Source organism: Rhodococcus sp. T7 (assembly GCF_009872365.1).
In the GTDB taxonomy this organism is placed as follows: Bacteria; Actinomycetota; Actinomycetes; order Mycobacteriales; family Mycobacteriaceae; genus Rhodococcus_F.
The window spans coordinates 19,545-43,404 of the sequence record NZ_WXYH01000088.1 but is presented as its reverse complement, the minus strand read 5'-3'; the positions used below and the strand labels follow the sequence as shown (position 1 = coordinate 43,404).

6 protein-coding genes are annotated in these 23,860 nt (G+C 70.1%); 5 read left to right on the top strand and 1 reads right to left on the bottom strand.

All coding sequences use genetic code 11. The features are described from left to right. Positions 1 to 133: 133 nt before the first annotated feature. Both MLGJGCBP_RS11085 and MLGJGCBP_RS11080 read left to right on the top strand, forming a co-directional pair. Positions 134 to 1,864: an ABC transporter ATP-binding protein gene (locus MLGJGCBP_RS11085; RefSeq protein WP_160095536.1), complete on the top strand. Its 1,731-nt coding sequence runs from the start codon at positions 134 to 136 to the stop codon at positions 1,862 to 1,864. Further along, entirely contained in the window at positions 1,861 to 3,609 is a 1,749-nt protein-coding gene (locus tag MLGJGCBP_RS11080) for an ABC transporter ATP-binding protein (protein WP_160095534.1), read from the top strand. The genes MLGJGCBP_RS11085 and MLGJGCBP_RS11080 overlap by 4 nt, the downstream gene beginning before the upstream one ends. A gap of 60 nt (positions 3,610 to 3,669) precedes the next feature. Here the strand turns inward: MLGJGCBP_RS11080 and MLGJGCBP_RS11075 are convergent, their stop codons facing one another. Beyond that, positions 3,670 to 4,605 (bottom strand): methionyl-tRNA formyltransferase, encoded by a 936-nt coding sequence (locus tag MLGJGCBP_RS11075; protein ID WP_160095532.1) that lies wholly within the window; start codon positions 4,603 to 4,605, stop codon positions 3,670 to 3,672. 110 nt (positions 4,606 to 4,715) lie between these two features. Between MLGJGCBP_RS11075 and MLGJGCBP_RS11070 the strand changes: the two genes are divergently transcribed. The 3 genes from MLGJGCBP_RS11070 to MLGJGCBP_RS11060 all read left to right on the top strand — a co-directional run bounded on the left by MLGJGCBP_RS11070 (position 4,716) and on the right by MLGJGCBP_RS11060 (position 23,839). After that, a complete protein-coding gene (locus MLGJGCBP_RS11070) occupies positions 4,716 to 5,519 on the top strand; it encodes an alpha/beta fold hydrolase (protein WP_087561113.1) in 804 nt (267 codons plus the stop codon). A gap of 80 nt (positions 5,520 to 5,599) precedes the next feature. After that, entirely contained in the window at positions 5,600 to 6,799 is a 1,200-nt protein-coding gene (locus tag MLGJGCBP_RS11065; RefSeq protein ID WP_160095530.1) for a sensor domain-containing diguanylate cyclase, read from the top strand. A gap of 300 nt (positions 6,800 to 7,099) precedes the next feature. Continuing rightward, positions 7,100 to 23,839: a non-ribosomal peptide synthetase gene (locus MLGJGCBP_RS11060; RefSeq protein ID WP_160095528.1), complete on the top strand. Its 16,740-nt coding sequence runs from the start codon at positions 7,100 to 7,102 to the stop codon at positions 23,837 to 23,839. Positions 23,840 to 23,860 lie beyond the last annotated feature (21 nt).

The window sequence follows — 23,860 nt, the reverse complement described above, 5'->3', positions numbered from 1 at the left end:
GCAGTAGTTCGTATCGGCGACTCTATGAGAACCGGGCATGTCAACGCTAGTTGCCCATCGATTAGGGTTCATCTAGTTAGGGTCTGCTTACTTTGTGGTGGGTGGGGAAGCGTCGGCGTTGGGAGTTACGCGCGTGAAGACTGGTGGCACCGCAATTCTGCGTCGCACCCTGGTGCGGAATCGGAGACGGCTGGGGATCGGCACCGTACTCGTCTGCCTGCATCAGGTAGCCGAGACGCTGGTCCCGATCTCGATCGGTGTGATCGTCGACCGGGCCGTCGCGACCGGCGACGTGTTCGCGCTCGCGGTGTGGCTGTGCGCCCTCGCACTGCTGTTCCTGGTTCTCACCGCGGCCTGGCGCTACGGTGCGCGATTCATCGTCGTGGCGATGCAGAACGAGGCCCACCAGCTTCGGATGGAGGTGGCGCACCGCATCCTCGACCCGCGGGGAGTGCGCACCGACCTGCGCGCCGGTGAATTGCTGTCCGTGTCGACGTCGGACGCCGACCGCGCGGCGTGGATCGCGGACATCACCCCGCGCGCCGCCGCGGCCCTCACCGCGGCGATCGGATCCGCGATCGCCCTGCTGCTGATCGACGTGCCCCTCGGCCTCGCCGTCCTGATCGGCACCCCCGTCATCCTCGGACTTCTCCAACTCGCCGCGCCGCTGATCACCCGCCGCGCCACCGACCAGCAGGCGGCGGTCGCGCGGGCGTCCGCGATGGCCACCGACCTCGTGAGCGGGCTCCGGCCGCTGCGCGGGATCGGCGCCGAGGTGTCGGCGTCGCGTCGGTATCGCGCGGCCAGTCGCGACGCGCTCGGCGCCACCCTGCACACCGCGAAGAGTTCCGCCGTGTTCGCCGGGGTGTCGATGACCGTCAGCGCCCTTCTCGCCGTCGGGGTCGCGGGTTTCGCGGGCTGGTTCGCACTCGAGGGCCGCATCACCATCGGCGAGCTGATCACCGTCGTCGGACTGTCCCAGTTCTTCATCGAACCGCTCGGTGTTCTCGCCGGCCTGCCCGGGTTCCTGGCCCTCGCCCGCGCGTCGGCGGACCGTCTCGCACTCGTCCTGGACGCGGAACCCCTGCTGCCCGCGGGGGCGGGCCGGACACTCGACGGCAGCGAACTCAGTCTCACCGGCGTGTCCTACCGGTCCCTGAACGGACTGGACCTGCGGGTCACCCCCGGCGAATTGCTCGGCGTCGTCGCGTACCGCCCGCAGGATGCCGAGGCGCTGGCCGCGCTGCTGTCCGGGCAGGTGCCGCCCGACCGCTACGACGGCGAACTGACGGTGGGCGGGGTTCGGCTGTCGGACGCGGATCTTTCGCACGCCCGCCGGACGCTGCTCGTCGAACCCCACAACGGCGACCTGTTCTCCGGGACCGTCGCATCGAACGTGACCGCGGGCCGGCCCGGCGCCACGGCGTCCGAGGTGCACGCGGCGCTGTCCGCGTCCGCGGCGGTCGACGTCGTCGACGCCCACCCCGAGGGGCTCGACCACGAGGTTGCCGACCGAGGGTCCTCGCTGTCCGGCGGTCAGCGGCAGCGCGTCGCCCTGGCCCGCGCACTCGTGGCGCAGTCGCCGGTGATGGTGCTGCACGATCCGACGACGGCGGTGGACGCCGTCACCGAACACACGATCGCGGGCGGAATCGCGGACCTGCGGCACCGCACGGCTGCGTTGAATCCGACGTCTCCGACGGTCGTGAACCGTCAGACCACGATCCTCATCACGAGCAGCCCCGCGCTGCTGTCCGTCACCGACCGCGTCGTCGTGCTCGACGACGGAACGGTGGCCGGCGAGGGCACCCACTCACAACTGGCCACCGAGAACGCGAACTACCGTCAGGCGGTCCTGCGATGAGTGAACTGCTTCCCATCGCGAACGCGCGCGACACCTGGGCGTGGCTGAGGTCCGAGCTGGGACGACGCCGCGGCCGGAGCGTGTTCACCCTGCTGGTGGCGGCCGTCGCGGCCGGTATGGCACTGGTCCCCGTCTACGTCTTCGGTGTCCTCGTCGACCGCGTCCAGGACGGTGCGCCGCCGTCCACCATCGGCTGGGTGGTCGCGGTGATCGCGTCCGCCGCGGTGGTCGGCGGACTGTGCGCCGGGTTCGCGTCGTATCTGATCCGCAGTCTCGGCGAGGGAATCCTGGCGGACCTGCGCGAGCGCACCGTCGACCGGGCGCTCCGGCTGCCGATCCAGACGGTCGAACGCGTCGGCAAGGGCGACCTGCTGTCGCGCGTCGGTGATGACGTCGCGGTGATCGGCAAGGCCGTCACCGACGTCGTCCCCAACCTCGTCACGGCGGTCCTGCTGGTGGTGCTGAGCATGGTCACGATGCTCGGCATCGACTGGCGGCTCGGGCTCGCAGGCATGGTGGCGCTGCCGATGTACGCGCTGGCGATGCGCTGGTACCTGCCGCGGTCCGCGCCGGTGTACGCCGCCGAACGCGTCGCGATGGGAGAGCGTTCGCAGGCCCTGATCAGCAGCATGCAGGGTGCGCGGACGGTGCGCGCCTACGGCCTGGAAGACAGCCACCTCGACCAGATCAACGGTGCGTCGGAGAAGGCCCGCGACCTGTCCGTCGGCGTCTTCGCGCTGTTCACCCGGTTCGCGGGACGGGGCAACCGGGCCGAGTTCGTGGGGCTGGCCACCATCCTCGCCGCCGGGTTCGCCCTGGTGAACGCGGACATCGTCACCGTCGGCCAGACCACGACCGCGGCGCTGCTCTTCCACCGGTTGTTCAATCCGATCGGCATGCTGATGTATACGTTCGACGAGGTCCAGTCGGCCGGCGCGAGCCTGGCGCGGCTCGTCGGTGTCGTCGACCTCGACGACGAAACCTCCGCCGGGACTACCGCCGCCGGGGAGAACACGGACGCGACGCTCCAACTCGACGGCATCCGCCACACCTACGACGGCAGCCACGAAGTGGTGCACGGCATCAGCCTGCACGTGAAATCCGGTGAACGCGTCGCACTGGTCGGCTCGACCGGGGCGGGCAAGACGACGGTCGCGGCGATCGCGGCCGGGTCTATCGTCCCCACGGCCGGGTCGGTGCGGATCGGCGGAACCGCGCTGGCGGACCTCGAGCCGGGCGGCCTCCGTCGCCGGGTCGCCATCGTCAGCCAGGAAGTCCATGTGTTCGCCGGACCGCTGATCGACGACCTGCGGCTCGCGGCACCCGACGCGTCCGACGAGGACGCGGCGATGGCGTTGAAGGCCGTCGGCGCCGACGGCTGGGTGACCGCTCTGGACGACGGCGTTCAGACCGTGGTCGGGGAGGGCGGACACGAGTTGACCGCCGCCCAGGCGCAGCAGCTGGCTCTGGCCCGACTCGTCCTCGCGAACCCGGCGGTCGCGATCCTGGACGAGGCGACGGCCGAGGCGGGCAGCGCGGGTGCACGGGAACTCGAGGCGTCGGCCGAGGCCGCGACCCGCGGTCGCACGACGCTGGTGGTGGCCCACCGGCTGACGCAGGCGGCTGCCGCCGATCGGGTGGTCGTCCTCGAACACGGACGGATCGTCGAGGAAGGTCCGCACACCCGGCTCGTCGCGGCCGGCGGACGCTACGCCGAGCTGTGGTCGGCGTGGGAGGGGCGGTAGGGCGCTCCGCGCCTCGTGCGCCTTTCTGGTAGTCGGAGCAACCAGAAAGGCGCACGGGCGTCAGCTGAGGTAGCCGCCGCCGTGGGGGAAGAATTCGGTCCCGGCGAGTTCGGTGCCGTCGTCGAGGCGGACGCGCTGGATCTTGAGGCCCTTGTTCTGTCCGGTGCGGGCGTCGGGTCCGGCGACGATGACCATTCCGTCGCCTTCGTGGATGAAGACACGCCCGGGCGTGCCTCCATAATTTCCTTCGGATACGGCGGCCTTCAGAACCCGGACACGCTGACCCTTGAAATGGGTGAAGGCATTCGGGTACGGGTCGGACTGGGCGCGGACGAGGCGTTCGATGGCGTCGGCGGGCCACGTCCAGTCGATGAGGCTGTCCTCGGGGGCACGCTTGTGGAAGAACGTGGCCTGCGAACGGTCCTGTGGCGTCCAGTCCGTGCGACCGGACTTGATCAGTGCGAGCGCGTCGAGCGTGATCGGGCCGATCATGTCGACGGTGCGGTGGAACAGATCGGTGACGGTGTCCGTCGGCCCGACCGGCGTCGACCTCTGCAAAACGATGTCGCCGGCGTCGAGTTCCTCGTCCATCAGGTGCGCGGTGAGGCCGACTTCTTCCTCACCGTTGATGAGCGCCCAGATGAGCGGGGAGAATCCTGTGTACTTGGGCAGGAGCGAATCGTGAATATTGAGGGTGCCGTAGCGGGGAGAGTCGAAGACGTCCCGTGGCAGCCACGTGCGCCAGTTGTTGGCGACGACGATGTCCGGGTCGGCTTCCTTCAGCGCGGCCTTGAAGTCCTCGTCCGGCTTGGTGGCGGTGTGCACGGGCACGCCGTGCGCGGTGGCCAGGTCGGCGACGGAGTCCGCCCACATCTGTTCGTAGACGTGATCGCTCTTGGGGTGGGTGATCGCGAGGACGACCTCATGGTCGGACTGGAGCAGGGCCTGCAGGGTACGGTGACCCCAGGTTTGATATCCGAGTGTGGCGACTCTCAACGCGGTCCTCCTGGACGAGCTTGTCGGTCAGCGCCGCTTTCGAGCGGCAGCAAAGCCAGCTTAGGCTATCCAATCTATTTCGGTGAGACCGCCCAGGGAAGGAAGGCAAGATGACGATCGCCACGATCAACGGGATCCCCCTGAATTACCAGGTCAAGGGATCCGGCGATTTAGTGGTGCTCATCATGGGAACCGGAAGCCCGGGGCGGGTGTGGGATCTGCATCAGACCCCCGCGCTCGTCGACGCCGGCTACCGCGTCTGCACGTTCGACAACCGGGGCATCGCGCCGTCCGGTGAGAGCGTCGACGGAATCACCATGGATGACCTCGTCGCGGACACCGCGGGACTGATCGAGCACCTCGGTGGGGGACCGGCCCGTGTCGTCGGCACCTCGATGGGCGCCCGCGTCGCACAGGAACTGGCCCTGTCCCGACCCGATCTCGTGCTCAAGGCGGCCTTCCTCGCCGGTCACGCCCGCATGGACTACTTCCAGCAGACCCTCACCGAGGGTGAGCGCGCGCTCCACGACAGCGGTGTCGAACTCCCCGCCAAGTACCGGGCCGCGGTGACCGCCGTGATGAACCTGTCACCCGCGTCGCTCGTCGACCCGCACACGGCCCGCGACTGGCTCGACCTGTTCGAGTTCAGCGGCGGCCGGACGTCGGAAGGCGTACGCGCGCAGATGGAGATGGACCGCAGCTTCGATCGCAGGCAGGCCTACCGGGCGATCACGGCGCCGTGCCTGTCCGTCGGCTTCGCCGACGACCGGATGATTCCGCCGTACCTCTCGCGTGAGGTGGCCGAGGCGATCCCGTCGGCCCGGTACTACGAGATCCCCGATGTGGGGCACTACGGCTACCTCGAACAGCCCGAAGTGGTGAACAAGGTACTGCTCGAGTTCCTCGCCAACTGACGTCGTGGCTGCCGCCACCGTGGTGAGTAGGGTGGATCTTCGAGCGGCTGGGAGACGATCACGGTGACGGCGAGGTTCTGATGGCGTTGGGCATTCCGCGCCTCGGGGTGGGCATCGTCCGGTTCGACGTCGTGAACGGGTCGTTGTGGTGGGATGCCAGGGCCGCCGCCATCTTCGGGGACGACGGTTCCCTGCCGCCGCTCGAATTGTGGCGCGAGCGAGTCCATTCCGACGACATCGGCGCGGTGCGTCGCATGTTCGGCGACACGGCCGCGTCGGTCGGCGCGGAATGCGTGTTCCGGATCGTGCTGTCGGATCGGTCGACGCGGTACATCCTCACTCGCAGCATTGACGTCACCACCGATGCGTCCGGTGCCCCTGTCGAGCTCACGGGGGTCGTCATCGAACTCGGACACGTGGCCGGCCGGGACGCGCAACTCGCGTCGCTGCTCGACCGGGTGGGTCTGGGGTTTATGGCGCTCGACGAGGACCTCCGGATCATCTACGTCAACTCAGGCTGCCTGACGCACGTGCGCCGGTCGCGGGAGGAGTTGCTCGGCCGTGTCGTCACCGAGGTGCTTCCCGAAACGCGGGGCAGCTACTTCGACGCACTGTGCCGCAAGGTCCTCGCCACCGGCACGCAGCAGCAGACTCGCGCGGATTCGCTGTACTCGCCCGGGGCCACGATCGAGGTGACCGCCGCGGCCGACTCCGGTGCGCTGGTCGTGCATTTCCGGGACGTCACCGCCGAAGTCACCGCGCAGAAGCGGGCGGAGGAGGCGCATGCGCTGCTTCTGCACGAGGCCACGCACGACAGTCTCACCGGACTGCTCAATCGCGCGGCCATCACCGAGCACCTGCAGCGCCTGTTCGAGCCCGGCGTGGGTCCGGCAGTCGCGTTGTTCCTCGACGTGGACGGGTTCAAGGAGGTCAACGACACTCGGGGGCATCGCGTCGGCGACCGCATCCTCCAGGCGGTGTCCGAGCATCTGCGGCAGGCGATGCGGGCACCGTCCGCGGTGGGCAGGCTCGGTGGCGACGAGTTCGTCGCGATCCTTCCCGACGTCGACCAACTCGCTGTCGACGACGTGGTCGACCGGATGCTCGCCTCGATCACGATGCCGATCGACGTCGGTGACGAACTACTCGTCGTGACGATCAGTGTGGGGATGGCGCACAGTACGTCGGCCCGCACGGTCGACGAGTTGCTCCATCACGCCGACATCGCCCTCTATGCCGCCAAGCGTCGCGGCGGGAACACCGCGGTCTGGCACGAATAGATTTCGGGGCGATTGCTGGACACCTGCCCCCGGGAACCGGCACCGCGCGGGCCTCCCGCGTGAGCGAACGCACAGTATGTTTACGGGGTAAAACCCGACGTAGTGACCGCTTTTGTGTGGGAAATTCTGTCGGCGGTTCGGGGGACACGCGGTCGGCGGGATTGAACGGGAATTGCTGCTGTGCTAACCCTCGCCTGTGAACTTGCTGGCAACCGGCTTGTTGCTGGTGGGTAGCCTAACCTAAACTCCCTCGGGTGCCCGTCGTTGGACGGGCGCTCTCGACGGACGATCGGATCACCCATGTCTCCGGACCACTCGGCGGCTGCGCGCCCTCAGTACCTTTCGGCTGGGAGCACATCTTCCTCGACCGGCGCCGGTTCGACGCCCGTCGCGCTGCCGGTGACGGCTGCGCAGTCCGAGGTGTGGGTCGGGCAGCAACTGAACCCGGTCAGCCCGGTCTACAACCTCTCGCTCGTCGTCGAGGTCGCGGGCCCGATCGATCTGGACCGGACCGTCGCGGCGATCCGGAAGACCGTCGCACGGGCCGACGCCCTGCATGTGCGCTTCGAGCGCGGTGAAGGCAACGAACTGCTCCAGGTGCGGACAGCACCCGGCGAGTGGACGCTGAGCGTCGTCGACCTGCGCCGCGACGAGGATCCCGAAGCGAGTGCGCGCGCGTGGATGGACCGCGACATGGAGACCGTCGTCGACATCGAGGGCGACGAACCGCTGTTCCGGCACGCCCTGCTGCACACCGGGGACGAGTCGGTGATCTGGTACCAGCGCTACCACCACAGTCTCATCGACGGATACGGCATCACCCTGCTCGTGGCGGACGTCGTCGATCGGTACGAGCACTCGGAACTCGAGACGTCCACGGCGCCGTGGCCTCTCGACACCCTCGTGGCGTCCGACCGCGACTACCGCGCGTCGGAGCGCTTCGCATCCGACCGTGACTTCTGGATCCGGCAGGTCGTCGACGCGCCGGAACCGCCCCGGCTGCTCCCGCAGGTCGTCGACCAGTCCGGGACGCCGATCTCCGCTCTCGTCCAGATCGACGGGGACGACGCCGACGCGCTCTACGCCTTCGCCTCCGACGCCGGGATCCGGCGCACCCGGTTGCCGCTCGCCGCGGTCGTCGCGTACATCCACCGGATCACCGGCCGCCGCGACCTCACGTTGTCGCTGCCGATGACGGCGCGGGTCGGGCGCGAACTGCGCCGCATTCCGGGAATGTGCTCGACGATCCTGCCGCTCCGGGTGCAGGTGGATCCCGAGACGACGGTGGGTGAGCTCGCCACCCGCATCGACACGACGCTGATCTCGGTGCTGCGGCACGGGCGCTACCGCGGTGAGGACCTCGCCCGCGAACTGCGGTCGATCGACCCGGACCGTCAGATCTTCGGTCCCGGAATCAATTCCATGATGTTCGAGCATTCGCTGACGTTCGGCGGATTCCCGGCGTGGGTGCGCGGTTCGGCGACCGGACCGGTCCGCGACCTCGACTTCTCGATCCGCGGTGGGCAGGATTCGGAGCCCATCCAGATCGACCTGCGGGCCCCGGCCGGTCTCGGCGCCGAACTCGAGGAGCATCGCCGCAGGCTCGAGCACTTCGTCGGGCAGATCGTCGCCGACCCGGCGCAGCCCATCGCGTCACTCGATCCGATGACCGAGGCCGAGCGCAGGCAGTTGCTCGTGGAGTTCAACGACACCGCGTCCCCGCAGGACTCGGTGACGGTGCCCGAACTGTTCCACGCCCAAGTGTCGCGGACGCCGGATGCCGAGGCTCTGATCGCCGGCGACGTCCGGCTCACCTATCGGGAGCTCGGGGAACGGGTGGCACAGCTGTCCCACCACCTCCTGGACCGCGGTGTCGGTTCGGAAACCGTTGTGGCGATCGGTCTTCCGCGTTCCGCGGAAATGGTGATCGGACTGCTCGCCGTCATGTGTGCGGGTGGGGCGTTCGTGCCCCTGGACCCGTCGTGGCCGGAGGACCGCCGGACGTCGGTGCTCGCCGACGCCGAGGCCGCGCTCGTTCTCACCGGACCCGGCGGGGTCGCCGACGCGGGGGAGCGGGCCGTGCCCGTCGACCTCGCGGCGTGGGCGCACGCCGGGCAGCCGACCGAACCGCCGACCGTGACCGTGCAGGGTGCGCGGCTGGCGTACGTCATCTTCACGTCGGGTTCGACGGGCAGGCCCAAGGGGGCCATGATCCGGCACGAGGCCGTGTGCGCGCGACTGCTGTGGCAGCGCGACGAAATCCTGGGATTCGGACCTTCGGACGCATCGCTGTTCAAGGCGCCGCTGTCTTTCGACATCTCCGTGAACGAGATCCTGCTGCCCCTGGTGGCAGGCGGCAGGCTCGTGGTGGCCGAGCCCGGCGGGGAACGGGACCCGCAATATCTCCTCGATCTGATCGCCCGCGAATCGGTGACGTTCGTCTACCTCGTGTCGTCGATGCTGGACGTGCTGCTCGACCTGTCGCGGGGCACGGACCGGTTGTCGGCGCTGAAGCACGTGTGGTGCGGCGGTGAGGTTCTCACCCCCCGGCTGTTCGAGAGATTCCGGGCGCAACTCGCCATCACGATGTACCACGGTTACGGTCCGGCGGAGGCGACGATCGGGGTGTCACACGTGATCTACCGGGAGGACGCCGCGCGGATCGCGACGTCGATCGGGCGGCCAAACCCCAACACCCAGCTGTACGTGCTGGACGAGCACTTGAACCCGGTGCCGCTCGGCACCGGTGGCGAACTCTACGCAGGCGGATTCCTGCTCGGACGCGGCTACGTGGACGCAGCGGAGCTGACGGCGTCCCGCTTCGTCGCGAACCCGTTCGCGGACGACGGTTCCCGGCTGTATCGGACCGGGGACCTCGCCCGGTGGGCGCCGGACGGCACCCTAGACTTCCTCGGGCGCGCCGACAACCAGGTGAAGATCCGGGGCATGCGGCTCGAACTCGAGGACGTCGAGGCGGGCATCGTGTCGCATCCCGCCGTCCGGCACAGCGCCGTCGTCGTGCGGGAAACAGCGGCGGGCACAAAGTATCTCGCGGCCTACGTCGTGGCGAAGCAGGATGCGGTGCCGGACGCCGCCGAGCTGCGGGGCTGGGCGACGTCGAAGCTGCCGGAGTACATGGTGCCGTCGGCGTTCGTCGTCCTCGACCGGTTCCCGCTCACCCCCAATGGAAAACTGGACCGGCGCGCACTGCCCGAGCCGGACCTCGGCGCGGCCGGTGAGAACGTCGCGCCCCGCACTGCCGCCGAGGAAACCCTGTGTGCGTTGATGGCGGGTGTCCTCGGGGTCGAGTCCGTCGGTGTCACCGACGACTTCTTCGCGCTGGGCGGCGACAGCATCGTCGCGATCCAGCTGGTCAAACACGCTCGGCGGGAAGGGCTCTCGATCAGCCCGCGGGAGATCTTCCAGCTCCGCACCGCGGAGGCGCTCGCCCGGGCGCAGGACGGCCGGACCGCGGCCGCAGTGGATTCGGACGACGTCGCGGTCGGTGACGTCCGCAGCACCCCCATCCTCGCCCGCACCGCCGAGCGGGGCGGCGACATCGCCGCGTTCCACCAGTCGGTGCTGGTGCAGACTCCGGCGGCCCTCGACGAACCTGCCGCGAGGACGGCCCTGGCGGCGGTGCTCGAGCGGCACGACGCCCTCCGCGCGACGCTGGTTCGCGGTAACGGAAGCGGCCTCCGCCGCGGCGGCGACCACTGGACACTCTCCGTGCCGGAACCGTCCCCGGCGGCGGTCGACGGCATCCTCCGGGTCGTCGAATTCGATGGCAGCGCCGAGCAACTCGACAGCGAGACCCGCGCGGCCGTCGCACGGCTCGACCCGGACGCGGGCACGATGCTGCAGGCCGTCCTCTTCTCCGCCGCCGAGGGATCCGGCCGGTTGCTGCTGATCGGACATCACCTCGTGGTCGACGGAGTGTCCTGGCGCATCATCCTCGAGGACCTTGCCCGCGCGGGCACTACCGCGGCGGCCGGGGGCGTCCCCGAACTGCCTCCGGTCGGGACGTCGCTGCGCCGCTGGTCCGAACTGCTGGACGAGCACGTGAAGTCGGGCGGGTTCGACCACGAACTGCCGTTCTGGGCGGACATCGCGGCCACCCGCGACCCGCTCGTCGGTGCGCGGGCGCTCGACCCGGCCCTCGACGTCGCCGGTGACGCCGAAACCCTCACGGTGACACTGCCTGCGGAGTTCACCGGGCCGCTGCTGTCCACGGTGCCCGCAGCGTTCCACGGCCACGTCAACGACGCACTTCTCACCGGTGCCGCGGTGGCACTGCGGAGGTGGCGGGGCGGCGAACCCGGCCCCGTGGTCCTCGACGTCGAGGGGCACGGACGCGAGGAAGACCTCGTGCGCCGCGCCAATGGACCCGCCCTCGACCTGTCCAGGACCGTCGGCTGGTTCACCACCGTCTATCCGGTGGTGCTCGACCCCGGTGCGGCCGCGGACGAGGCGGGGATCGCCGACGCACTCAAGGCCGTGAAGGACCAGTTGCGCCGCATCCCGGGTGCAGGGTTCGGCTACGGCGCGTTGTGCTACCTCGGTGCCGCGAAACCGGAACTCGGGCAGGCGCCGGCACCGCAGGTGCTGTTCAACTACCTCGGGCGGGTGACGTCCGGCGCCGGCGCCGATTGGCTGCCGCAAGCGATGGGCGGCGCCGACGACCCGCGGATGCCGCTCGGACATGCCCTCGCATTCGACGTGATCGCCGAGGACGGTGCCGACGGTCCGGTGCTGCGGACGACGCTGACGTGGGCGCCCGGTGTGCTCACCCGCGACGCCGTCCGGGCCCTCGCCGACGAGTGGACCGCGGTGCTGCGGGTGCTCGCCGGGGTCGGTGATCTCGGCGGTCACACGCCTGCGGACTTCCCGCTCGTGTCGCTGACCCAGCCGGACGTGGACGCGCTGGCGGGTGCGGCCGACGTGCTGCCGCTGACACCGCTGCAGGAGGGCATCTACTTCCAGTCGGCGTTCGAGGACACCGGCACGGACCCGTACGTGGTGCAGCAGGTGATCGAACTGACCGGACCCGTCGACGCGGCGGCGCTGCACCGCGGACTGCAGGCCGTCGTCGACCGGCACGCCGCCCTGCGCGCCGGGGTGCGGGCGGTCTCGGGCGGCCGGGTGGTCCAGGTGGTCGGTGACGACGTCCGGGTGCCGATGGAGGTACTCGACCTCACCGGCGTCGCGGATCCGGCGCAGCGCGTGGAAGAAGTGCTGGCGGCGGACCGGGCGCGGGGCTTCGACTTCGCCCGCGGACCCCTGCTGCGTTACACGCTCGCCCAGGTAGAGCCCGAGAACTTCCTTCTGCTGCAGTCGATTCACCACATCGTCGCCGACGGGTGGTCGGTGCCGGTGATGTTGCGGGAACTGATGGCCCTGTACCGCGTCGAGGGGACGCCGCAGGCGCTTCCGATGCCGACGCCCTACCGCAACTACCTCGAATGGCTGGGCGCGCGGGACCGTCAGGCGTCGCTCGCGGTGTGGCGGGAGGCGCTCTCCGATGCTCCCGAGCCGGTGGAACTCCCGGCACCCACGCGGAAGGGGGAGTCCGGGATCCGCAGTGTCCGGGTGGCACTGCCGTCGGAAGACACCGCCGCCCTCACCGCGGTCGGCCGGGCCCGTGGACTGACGCTCAGCACGCTCGTGCACGGCACGTGGGGCCTGGTCCTCGGCCGCCTCACCGGCCGCGAGGACGTGCTGTTCGGTTCCACGGTGTCGGGCCGCGGCGGCGACCTGCCCGGCATCGAGACCATGGTGGGCCTGTTCATCAACACCGTTCCCACCCGGCTGCGGTACCGGCCCACCGACACGGTGGCCGGGACCCTCGCCCGGTGGCAGCACGAGCAGTCGACGCTGCTCGACCACCAGTACCTCGGACTGGCCGAACTGCGCCGGGAAGCGGGACTGCAGAACCTGTTCGAGACACTGGTCGTGTTCGAGAACTATCCGCTCGGCGACGGCGCGGTCGCGGACCCGACCGGTGCGGTGCAGTTGACCGGCATCCGTTTCGACGAGCACCCGCCGTACGCGATGACGCTGATCGTGATGCCCGGCGACACCCTGACCCTCGAGCTGAAATACGACGCCGCCCGCATCGACGCGGCGACCGCGACCCGGTTCGCGGAGTCGACGATCGCCTATCTCGCCGAGTTGACCCGCGACGCCGACCAGACCGTGTCCGCCGTCCCGCTGGCGTCGCGTGAGCCGATCGAGGCCGCACTGCGCGACGTCGAGGTGCAGTTCCCCGACACGACGGTGACGGCCCTGCTCGAGCAGCAGGCCGAGCGGACACCGGACGCAGTCGCCGTCGTGTTCGAGGACGACCACCTCACGTACGCGGAACTGCACGCGCGCGCCAACCGCCTCGCCCGGCTGCTCGCCGAGCGTGGGGTGGCACCCGAGTCGAAGGTCGCGGTGGCACTGCCGCGTTCGCTGGATCTGATGGTGGCGCTGCTCGCGGTCGGGAAGGCGGGCGGCGCGTACGTCCCGCTCGACACCGGGTACCCCGCGGACCGGCTGGCGTACATGCTGGCCGACGCGCAGCCGGTGTGCGTTCTCACCGACGGCACGGTGACGTTCGCCGGGTCCGGCGTCCCGGAGGTCCGGGTGTCCGCCGCCGACCGGTACTCACCCGAGCCGCTGACCGGTGTGCCGCTCGCACCGCAGCACCCGGCCTACGTGATCTACACGTCGGGCTCGACGGGACGGCCCAAGGGCGTCGTCGTGCCGCACGCCGGCATCGTCAACCGCCTGCTGTGGGTTCAGCGGTTCCGCCCGATCACCGTCTCGGACAACGTGTTCCAGAAGACGCCGTCCAGCTTCGACGTGTCGGTGCTGGAATTCTTCGGACCGCTCCTCGCCGGCGCGACGCTCGTGCTGGCCCGGCCGGACGGGCACAAGGACCCGGCGTACCTCGCCGACGTCATCGTGCGGCAGTCGATCACACGCGTGCACTTCGTCCCGTCGATGCTCGAGGTGTTCCTCGCCGAACCGGCCGCCGCCCGGTGCACCGGCCTCCGGATCATCTCCTGCAGCGGTGAGGCGCTGCCCGTCGCGTCCGCGCGACGCGTCGCGGAACTGCTGCCGGGAGTGGAACTCGACAACCTGTACGGCCCCACCGAGGCGTCGGTCGACGTCAGCTACGCCGCGTCCGTTCAGAAAATCGACGCGGCCGCGCCGTCCGTGCCGATCGGCCTGCCGACGTCCAACACCGGGCTCTACGTGCTCGACCGGTACCTGCAGCCCGTGCCCGCGGGTGCCGCCGGTGAGCTCTATCTGTCCGGGCCGCAGCTGGCCCGCGGCTACCTGGGCAGGCCCGGATTGAGCGCGGAACGCTTCGTCGCCGACCCGTCCCGCACCGGGTCCCGCATGTACCGCACCGGCGACGTCGCCCGGGTCGACGCGGCCGGTGCCGTCGAGTACCTCGGCCGGATCGACGATCAGGTGAAGCTGCGCGGCTTCCGGATCGAACTGGGCGAGATCGAAGCCCAGATGGCCGCGTGCCCCGGCGTGCGGCAGGCCGCCGCCGTCGTGCGCTCCGATGCGCCCGGTCGGCAACAGCTGGTCGGGTACGTCGTCGGGGACGCCGATCCGGGCGACGTCCGTGAGCACCTGGCGTCGGCGCTGCCGGAGTTCATGGTGCCCGTCGCGTTCGTGAACGTGGCCGAATTCCCGCTCGGCCCCAGCGGCAAGCTCAACCGCAAAGCCCTTCCCGCGCCGGACTTCGCGGCGCAAGCGACGTCGGAGCCAGTTGTGGAAAGCGGGACCGCGGGGGTGCTCGCCGGCCACTATGCCGAGGTACTCGGACTCGGGGCGGTCGGGGTGGACGACGACTTCTTCGCCCTCGGCGGAGACAGCATCCTCGCCATCCGCCTGGTGAATCTCGCTCGCCGGGAGGGGATCACCGTCACCCCGCGGCAGATCTTCGAACAGCGGACACCGGCCGCGCTCGCGCGACTGGTCGCGGACACCGCCGTCCCGCAGGTCCCGCAGGTGGAGGCGTCGGGCATCGGCGTCCTGCCGCCCCTTCCCGTCGTCCACCGACTGTCCGAGTGGAGTGGCGGAAAGAACCGCTTCAACCAGGCCGTCCTCATCCACACCCCGGCCGGCACCGACGCCACCGTCCTCACGGCGGCCCTGCGCTCAGTGATCGCCCACCACGACGGCCTGCGGCAAAGGCTCACCCGGCACGCACCGGGCGTGTGGTCGCTCGAGATCGCCGCCACCGCCGACCTCACGCTGCGCCGCGTCGACGTCACCGGACTCGACGCCGACGCGCTGCGCGAAATGGTGGCGGCCGAATCCGACGCCGCCACCGACCGCTTGAACCCCGACGACGGCACCATGCTGTCGGCGGTGTGGTTCGACGCCGGCCCGCAGGAACTGGGCAGGCTCCTGCTCGTCGCGCACCACTTGGTGATCGACGGGGTGTCGTGGCGGACCCTGATCGAGGACCTCGCCATGGCGTGGGTGGCCGCCGACAGCGGCGAGAACGCGGCACTCGACCCGGTGCCCACGTCGCTGCGCGGTTTCGCCCGCATCGTCACCGAGCAGGCGCAGGAACCGGCCCGCCTGGCAGAACTCGACCACTGGCTGCGGGTCACCGAACCCGGTGCCGACCTGGTGTCCGGCACCGACGGGCACGCCGTGGTGGGCAGCGGCGCCCGGCGGACGGTCCGCCTGGACCGGCAACTCACGGCTGCCCTGCTGACCACCGTGCCCCCCGTCGTCGGCGCGGACGTCACCGACGTGCTGCTCGCGGCGCTGCGACTGTCGGCCGACCGCTGGCTCGCCGAGCGCGGTCGCGACAACGACCTGCTGGTCGACCTCGAGCGGCACGGACGCGAAGAACTCTCCGAAGGCGTGGATCTCTCCCGCACGGTCGGCTGGCTCACCAACGTCACCCCCGTCCGGTTGCGCCGCCGGGCCGACGCACTCGACACGCTCAAGGACGTCAAGGAACAGTTGCGCGGCGCGCCCGACGGCGGCATCGGCTACGGCATGCTGCGGTACGTCAACGCGCGCACCGCCGGTCTCCTGGCGGCACGGTCCGAGTCGCAGGTGCTGTTCAACTACCTGGGCCGCATGCCGCACGCTGTGCCCGGACCCTGGACGCAGGCGGTCGAATCCGACTCCCTGGCAACCGATCCCGATGCCGACCTCGGCGGACCGTACCGCCTGGTCGTCAACGCGCTGTGCGAGGAATCCGCGGAGGGCACCGAACTGCAGGCCGTGTTCGCCTGGTCGGAGGCCGACCTGAGCGAGGCCGACACCGTCGCGTTGAGCGACGGCTGGGTGGCCGCACTGGGTGAACTCGCCGACGCCGCCGCAGAACACGACGGACCGGCGATGCTGACACCGTCCGATCTCCCGCTCGTGACGTTGACGCAGGACGAGATCGACCGGATCGTCCAGGCGAGCCCGAGCGGGGTCGACACGGTGCTGCCGCTGTCGCCGCTGCAGGAGGGCCTGTACTTCCAGGCCGGGTTCGACTCCGGCATCGACATCTACACGGCACAGTTCTCACTCGACTTCGAGCACCGCCTCGACACCGACAGGCTCGCCGCCGCGCTGCGGACCCTGCAGCGCCGCAACCCCACGCTGCGAGCGGGATTCGTCAGCGCGGGCCTGCCCGCGCCGGTGCAGTTCTTCGGCACCGGACTGGACGTGCCCGTCGCCGAGTTCGACCTGCGCGAACTCGACGAGACCGAGCGCGTCTCCTACGCCGAGCAATTGACGGCGCAGGACCGGCTGACGCCGTTCGACCTGACCTCCCCGCCGCTGTGGCGAGCAATGGTGTTGCGGCTCGGCGATTCCCACGACCGGCTGGTGATCAACCGGCAGTTCCTGCTGTGGGACGGATGGTCCAACGGTCTCGTCGTCAGCCAGCTGCTGGCCTTCTACGAATCGGGCGGCGACGACTCCGGGTTCGCCGCCCCGGAAGGGTCCTTCGAGGACTACCTGCAGTGGCTGGCCACCCGGGACGCGGACGCCGCGCAGTCGGCGTGGACCGACGCGCTCGGCGGCCTCGACGAGCCGACACTGCTCGCCGCGACGATCACCGGGGAGCCGGAACCGCCGCAGCGCCGGGACGCAGTGCTGCCGGTGGACCTGAGCGAACGGCTCCGGGGCGCTGCCCGCGGCGCCGGTGTCACGTTCAACGCGGTACTGAACGCCGCGCTGGCCGTCGTCCTCGGAATCGAGACCGGACGCCGCGACCTCGTGTTCGGCACCACCGTGGCCGGACGACCACCGGAGGTCCCCGGCATCGACGCGGTGACGGGCATGTTCCTCAACACCGTCCCCGTCCGGACGACACTGCGCGCCGACGAGACCGTCGCCGACCTGCTGCGGCGCACCCAGTCCGAACGGTTGGCGCTGACCCCGTACGACTACCTCGGGCTTGCCTCCATCCAGCGCGTCTCCGAGCACCGGCAACTGTTCGACGTGCTCTACGTGCTGCAGAACTTCGTCGACGAGAAACAGGTGTCGGCGCTCAACGCGGCGCACGACATCAGCGGCGGCGACAGCATCGACCACACGCACTACCCGGTCACGGTCGTCGTGACACCCGGCGCGAGTGTGAAGGTGAAGTTCGAGTTCCACCCCGAGAAGATCCCGGCGTCGCGGGTCGAACGCATGCTGTCGCGGTACGTGACCGTGCTCGAGGAGTGGTCCACGGACCTGTCGGGCATGGTAGGCGGAATCGCCGGTGCCGCAACACCGGTACCGGCCGCGCCGAAAGCCCTGCCCGACGCGACCATCGCCGACCTGTTCGCCGACGCGGCGCTCGTCCGTCCCGACGAGACGGCCCTCGTGTTCGGCGACCGCGCCGTGAGCTACGCCGAACTCGACGCCGACGTGAACCGGATGGCCCGGCTGTTGCTGGGTCACGGCGCGGGCCCGGAACGGATCGTCGCGCTCGCACTGCCGCGGACGGTGGAGATGGTGGTGGCGCTGTTCGCGGTCCTGCGCACCGGATCCGCGTACTTGCCGCTCGAACTCGACCATCCGGCAGAGCGCCTCGTCGGGATGCTCGACGACGCCCGGCCGACGGTCCTCGTCACCACGTCGGACGTCGCGGGGACGCTCGCCGCGGCCACCGTCGACACGGTGGTCGTCGACACCCTCGACTTCGGGGCGGTCGCGTGTGGTCCGCTGTCGGCGGCGGAACTCGGCGGGTTCGCGCCCGGAACCCCCGGTCGCCTGGACCATCCGGCGTACGTCATCTACACGTCCGGGTCCACCGGCAGGCCGAAGGGCGTCGTCACGCCGTACCGCGGGCTGACCAACATGCAGTTCAACCACCGGGAGGCGATCTTCGAACCCGTCGTCGCGGTGGCGGGCGGTCGGCGACTGCGCATCGCGCACACCGTGTCGTTCGCGTTCGACATGTCGTGGGAGGAACTGCTGTGGCTGGTGGAGGGCCACGAGGTCCACATCTGCGACGAGAACCTGCGGCGTGACGCCGAGGCGCTCGTGGCCTACTGCGACACCCACGAGATCGACGTCGTCAACGTGACACCGACGTACGCGCAGCACCTGATCGAGGAGGGTCTGCTCGACGACGGCCCGGGAAGGCACCGGCCGCCGCTGGTGCTTCTCGGAGGCGAGGCGGTGTCGGATTCGGTGTGGAACCGGTTGCGCGACACGGACGGAACGTGCGGATACAACCTGTACGGTCCCACCGAGTACACCATCAACACGCTGGGTGCCGGCACCGCCGACAGCGCGACGCCCACCGTCGGCATACCGATCTGGAACACGTCCGCGTACGTGCTCGACGCCTGGTTGCGTCCCGTACCCGACGGCGTTCCCGGTGAGCTGTACATCTCCGGGGTCGGGTTGGCCCGCGGCTACCTCGACCGGTTCGCGTTGACGGCGGAGCGTTTCGTCGCCGACCCGTTCCGTGAATCCGTACGTATGTATCGGACGGGTGACCTCATGCGCCGTCGCGAAGACGGGAACCTCGACTTCCTGGGCCGCACGGACGATCAGGTGAAGATCCGGGGTCACCGGGTGGAACTCGGCGAAATCGCCTCCGCGCTCGAAGCGCTCGACGGCGTGCGCCAGGCGGCGGTCGTCGTCGACTCGGGCCCGGGCGGGTTCAAGCGGCTCGTCGGCTACGCCGTCGTGAGTACTTATCAACCGCCGGACGTTAACAAGTACTCACAGGCGCTGCGCGCAACGCTGCCGGACTACATGGTGCCCGCCGCGGTCATCGAGGTCGACGGGCTGCCGATGACGGTCAACGGCAAACTCGACGTGAAGGCGCTGCCGTCCGCGGACGATGTGCTCGGCCGCAGCGGCGGAGCGCGCACCGAACCCCGCACCGACACCGAACGGGTGCTGTCCGCACTGTTCGGCGAGATCCTCGGCGTTCCCGCTCCCGGGATCGACGACGACTTCTTCGACCTCGGCGGTCACTCGCTGCTCGCCACCAGGCTGATCAGCCGGGCACGGGCAGCGCTCGACACCGACCTCACCATGCGCGACCTGTTCGAGGCGCCGACGGTGGCCGCACTAGCCACCCGGATCGGCGACGACACCGCGTCGACGTGTCCGGTGCTCGCGGCCAGGACACGGCCGGAGCATCTGCCGCTCTCCGCTGCGCAGCAACGCCTGTGGCTCCTGCAGCAAGTGGAGGCAGGCGCGGGCGCCGCCGTCGCCTACAACTTCCCGATCGTCCTGCGACTGCGGGACGCACTGGACCCGGAGGTGTTCGCGCAGGCGCTGACCGACGTGGTGTCGCGGCACGAATCGCTGCGCACCGTGTTCGGGGAGCACGACGGCGAACCCGTGCAGGTGATCCTGGACGACGTCCGCCCCGACGTGGCGGTGATGGATGGCACCGAGGCCGATCTGGTCCGGCTCGTCACCGAGACCGTCGGCAGGCCGTTCGACCTGGCCACCGAGATCCCGGTGCGCGCGAGCCTGATCCGGGTCGGCGACGAGCAGGTGCTGGCGATCGTGCTGCACCACATCGCCACCGACGAGTGGTCGGACCGGCCGTTCCTGCGAGACCTGATGACGGCGTACGCCGCCCGCGCGCAGGGTTCGGCACCGGGCTGGGAACCGCTGGCCGTGCAGTACGCCGACTACACCCTGTGGCAGCGCGACGTCCTGGGTGATCCGCAGGACCCGTCCAGCCTCGTCAGCCGCCAACTCGACTACTGGGCGAACACTCTCGCCGGGGCGCCGGAGGAGTTGGTGCTCCCCGCCGACCGCACCCGTCCGGCGCGGCCCAGCTTCGCGGGCGGCGCCATCGAGACGACCCTCGACGCCGCGACGACGCGGGCGCTGCGTTCGCTCGCCCGGACGTCGGGGACCAGCATGTTCATGGTGCTGCACGCGGCGTCGGCGGCGTTGCTGCACCGCCTCGGCGCGGGCGACGATCTGCCGATCGGGGCGCCGGTCGCCGGCCGCGGCGAACAGGGCCTCGACGACCTGATCGGGTTCTTCGTCAACACCGTGGTGCTGCGGACGGACGTGTCGGGCAACCCGACGTTCGACCAGTTGCTGGCACGGGTCCGCGACACCGACCTGGCGGCGTTCTCGCACTCGGACGTCCCGTTCGAAACCGTGGTGGAGAGGGTGAATCCGGCGCGGACCCTGGCCCGGAACCCGCTGTTCCAGGTGATGGTCGGCTATCACAGCCGGACGTCCGATTCGGCGCAGGCAGCCGGATCGGCCCTCACCCCGGTGGCGTTCGAGGAACGCACGGCCAAGTTCGACCTGGTGTTCAACTTCACCGAGTACCTCGACGACGAACGGGTCGAACTGCGCCTCGAATACGGTTCGGACCTGTTCGACACGGCCACCGCGGAGAAGATCGCGCGCAGGCAGGTCGAGGTGCTCGGCGCCGTCGCGTCCGACCCGGGGATCGCCGTCGGCGACCTCGACGTGTTCCTCGGCGAGGAACGCGAACTGGTGGTGCACGGGTTCAACGACACCGCGCATCCGGTGGCGGAGGAGACGTTCTACGAGGCGTTCGCGCGCCACGTCGCCGCGACCCCCGACGCCGTGGCCGTCGTCGACGCCGCGGGCGAGGTGACGTATGCGGAACTGAGTGCCCGCGCCGACCGGATCGCCGCGCTGCTGCATCGCCGCGGGGTCTCGGCCGAAGATGTTGTGGGGCTGGCGGTCCCGAGGTCTTCGCAGATGGTGGCGGTCGTGCTCGGGGTGCTGAAGCTCGGGGCGGCGTACCTGCCGCTCGACCTGAACCACCCGTCCGACCGCATCTCCTACATGCTCGCCGACTCCGCGGCACGGGTGCTGGTGACCACGGTGGGGGAGAGCCCCCGCATCGCGGAGGTCGACGGCCTCGTCCGTGTTCTCCTCGACGACGAGTCCGTCGCCGCGGAACTCGCGGCCGGGCTCGACGACTCGGTGCCGCCGCTCCCGCGGGGTCTGGACCACGCCGCGTACGTCATCTACACGTCGGGCTCCACCGGTACACCGAAGGGCGCGATCCTCACTCACGACGGGATCCCCAGCCTCGTCGCCACCGCCGAACAGCGGATGAAGCTGATCCCGGGCTCGGTGGTGATGCAGTTCGCGTCGATCGGATTCGATGTCGCGGTCTTCGAGTTGTCGATGGCGCTCTGCACGGGTTCCCGGCTGGTGATCGTGCCCGACGAGTCCCGCGTCGCCGGACCGGAACTCACCGATTTCATGGCCGCGCATTCCGTGACGCACGCGATCATTCCCCCGTCCCTGCTGGCGGCGCTGCCGTCCGGATGCGACGTCCCCGCGGGGTGCACCGTGCTGGTGGGCACGGAGACCGTGCCGCCGGAACTGATCGGACGGTGGGCGGAACGGCTCAACCTGCTGGCCGCTTACGGTCTCACCGAGGCCACCGTCAACAACACGCTGTGGCAGGCGCAGCCCGGGTGGAACTCCGCTGTGCCGATCGGCATCCCGGATCCCAACGAACAGGCGTACGTCCTCGACGACCGCCTGCAGCCGGTGCCGCCGGGAGTGGCGGGCGAGTTGTACATCGCCGGCCGCGGACTGGCCCGCGGATATCTCGGCAGGCCGGACCTCACGTCGGTCCGGTTCGTGCCCAGCCCCTTCGGCGAGGCGGGCACCCGCATGTACCGGACCGGGGACCGGGCGCGCTGGCGGGCCGACGGCAACATCGACTTCCTCGGACGCGTCGACGACCAGGTGAAGATCCGCGGGTTCCGCATCGAACTCGGCGAGATCATCGCGGCCCTCGGAAGCCATCCGGCGGTGAAGCAGTCGGCGGTCGTCGCCGACCGGTCCGGCGACATCGTCCGCCTCGTCGGCTACGTCACCCCCGCCGACGGGCACGGGGCCGGGCAGATCGACCCGCGGGCGGTGCGCGAACACGCCGCCGCGCGGTTGCCCGACTACATGGTGCCGACACTCGTGGTCGTGCTGGACGGCGAACTCCCGTTGACCCCCAACGGCAAACTCGACCGCAAGGCGCTGCCGCTGCCGGACTGGTCGGCCCTGACCGGGGACGGCACCCCGCAGACGCCGGAGCAGAAGGAGATCGCCGCGGCGTTCGCCGAGATCCTGCACCTGCCGTCGGTGGGCATCCACGACAACTTCTTCGACCTCGGTGGCAACTCCATGGCGTCGATGCGGCTGGTGGGCCGGATCCGTGGGCGGTTCGCCGTCGACATCGGCATCCGGGACGTGTTCGACAGTTCCACGGTGGCCGAACTCTCCGCGATCGTCGCGGCGGCCGCGTCCACCGGCAGACCGGTGCTGACGGTTTCGGATCCGAGGCCCGAGGCGCTGCCGCTGTCCGGGCCGCAACGCCGGTTCTGGAAGCAGTTCCGGGCGGCCGGTGCCGACGCGCGCGCCAGTCACGCACTGTCGCTGCAGCTTCGCGACACCGTCGACCCCGAGGTCCTGGCGCAGGCCCTCGACGACGTCACCTCGCGGCACGAACCGCTGCGGACCCTGTACGTGGAGGTCGGGGACACCGTGTTGGCCCAGGAAGCGGTGCGGCCCGCCCTCGAACTCGTCGACGTCGGGGACGGGGACGTGCACCGCACGGTCTTCGAATTGGCGCAGGCGCCCCTCGACCTCACCGGGCACGCCCCGCTGCGGGTGCATCTGGTGACCGGTGCCGACGGCACCCAGGCTCTGCTGCTCGCGATGCACTACATCGCCGTCGACGAGTGGTCCGTGGTGCCGCTGCTGGGGGATCTGATGGGCGCATACGCCGCCCGGTCACACGGCGCAGAACCCGAATGGGAACCGCTGCCCGTCGGATACGCCGACTACGTGGTGTGGTCGCAGGCACTCGCCGGCGATCCCGCGGACCCGGACAGCCGCCGGTCCCGTCAACTCGCGTACTGGCGCGAGGCCCTGGACGGGATGCCGTCCCGACTCGCACTTCCCACCCCTGCCGTGCGCGGACCGCGGACCGCGGAGATCGTGCCGGTCGAGATCGACGCGGAACTGCACAGTGCGGTCGCGAAGTTCGCGAGCGACACGGGCACCAGCCTGTTCATGGTGCTGCAGGCGGCGCTCGCGACCGTGCTGACACGGCACGGCGCAGGCACGGACATCCCGCTGGGGTCGCTCGTCGCGGGACGCACGGAGGAGTCGCTGGACGCGCTGGTCGGCTGCTTCTTCAATATCGTTCTGCTGCGAACGGATACGAGTGGCGACCCCGATCCCGTGGAGTTGCTGCAGCGTATCCGCGCCGCGAACCTCGACGCGCTGGACAACCAGGACGTGGCGTTCGCCGACGTCGCGGAGGCGCTCGGAGACACACCGGTGCTTCGTCCGCAGGTCATGATCGTTCACCACGAGCAGGCCAGACTCGGTCACCTCGACGCGCTGGGCGGCTTCATGCCGGTACCGGTGGGTGTGCCGGATTCGGATCTGACGCTGAGCTTCTACGAGCCGGTCGGCGGCGGACCCGTCCACGCATATTTCTCGTTCTCCACCGATGTGCTGGATGCCGGGGAGGTCCGTGGCTGGGCGTCGGAGTTGTCGACGCTGGTCACCGGATGGGCGGGAGGAGTCCGGTGATCAGGAGTGATCTAGATCGCA

Excerpts from the sequence above, each read along its gene's own strand:
- MLGJGCBP_RS11080 (WP_160095534.1), top strand. The coding sequence starts at position 1,861 with ATGAGTGAACTGCTTCCCATCGCGAACGCGCGCGACACCTGGGCGTGG.
- MLGJGCBP_RS11070 (WP_087561113.1), top strand. The coding sequence starts at position 4,716 with ATGACGATCGCCACGATCAACGGGATCCCCCTGAATTACCAGGTCAAG.
- MLGJGCBP_RS11065 (WP_160095530.1), top strand. The coding sequence starts at position 5,600 with ATGGCGTTGGGCATTCCGCGCCTCGGGGTGGGCATCGTCCGGTTCGAC.
- MLGJGCBP_RS11060 (WP_160095528.1), top strand. The coding sequence starts at position 7,100 with ATGTCTCCGGACCACTCGGCGGCTGCGCGCCCTCAGTACCTTTCGGCT.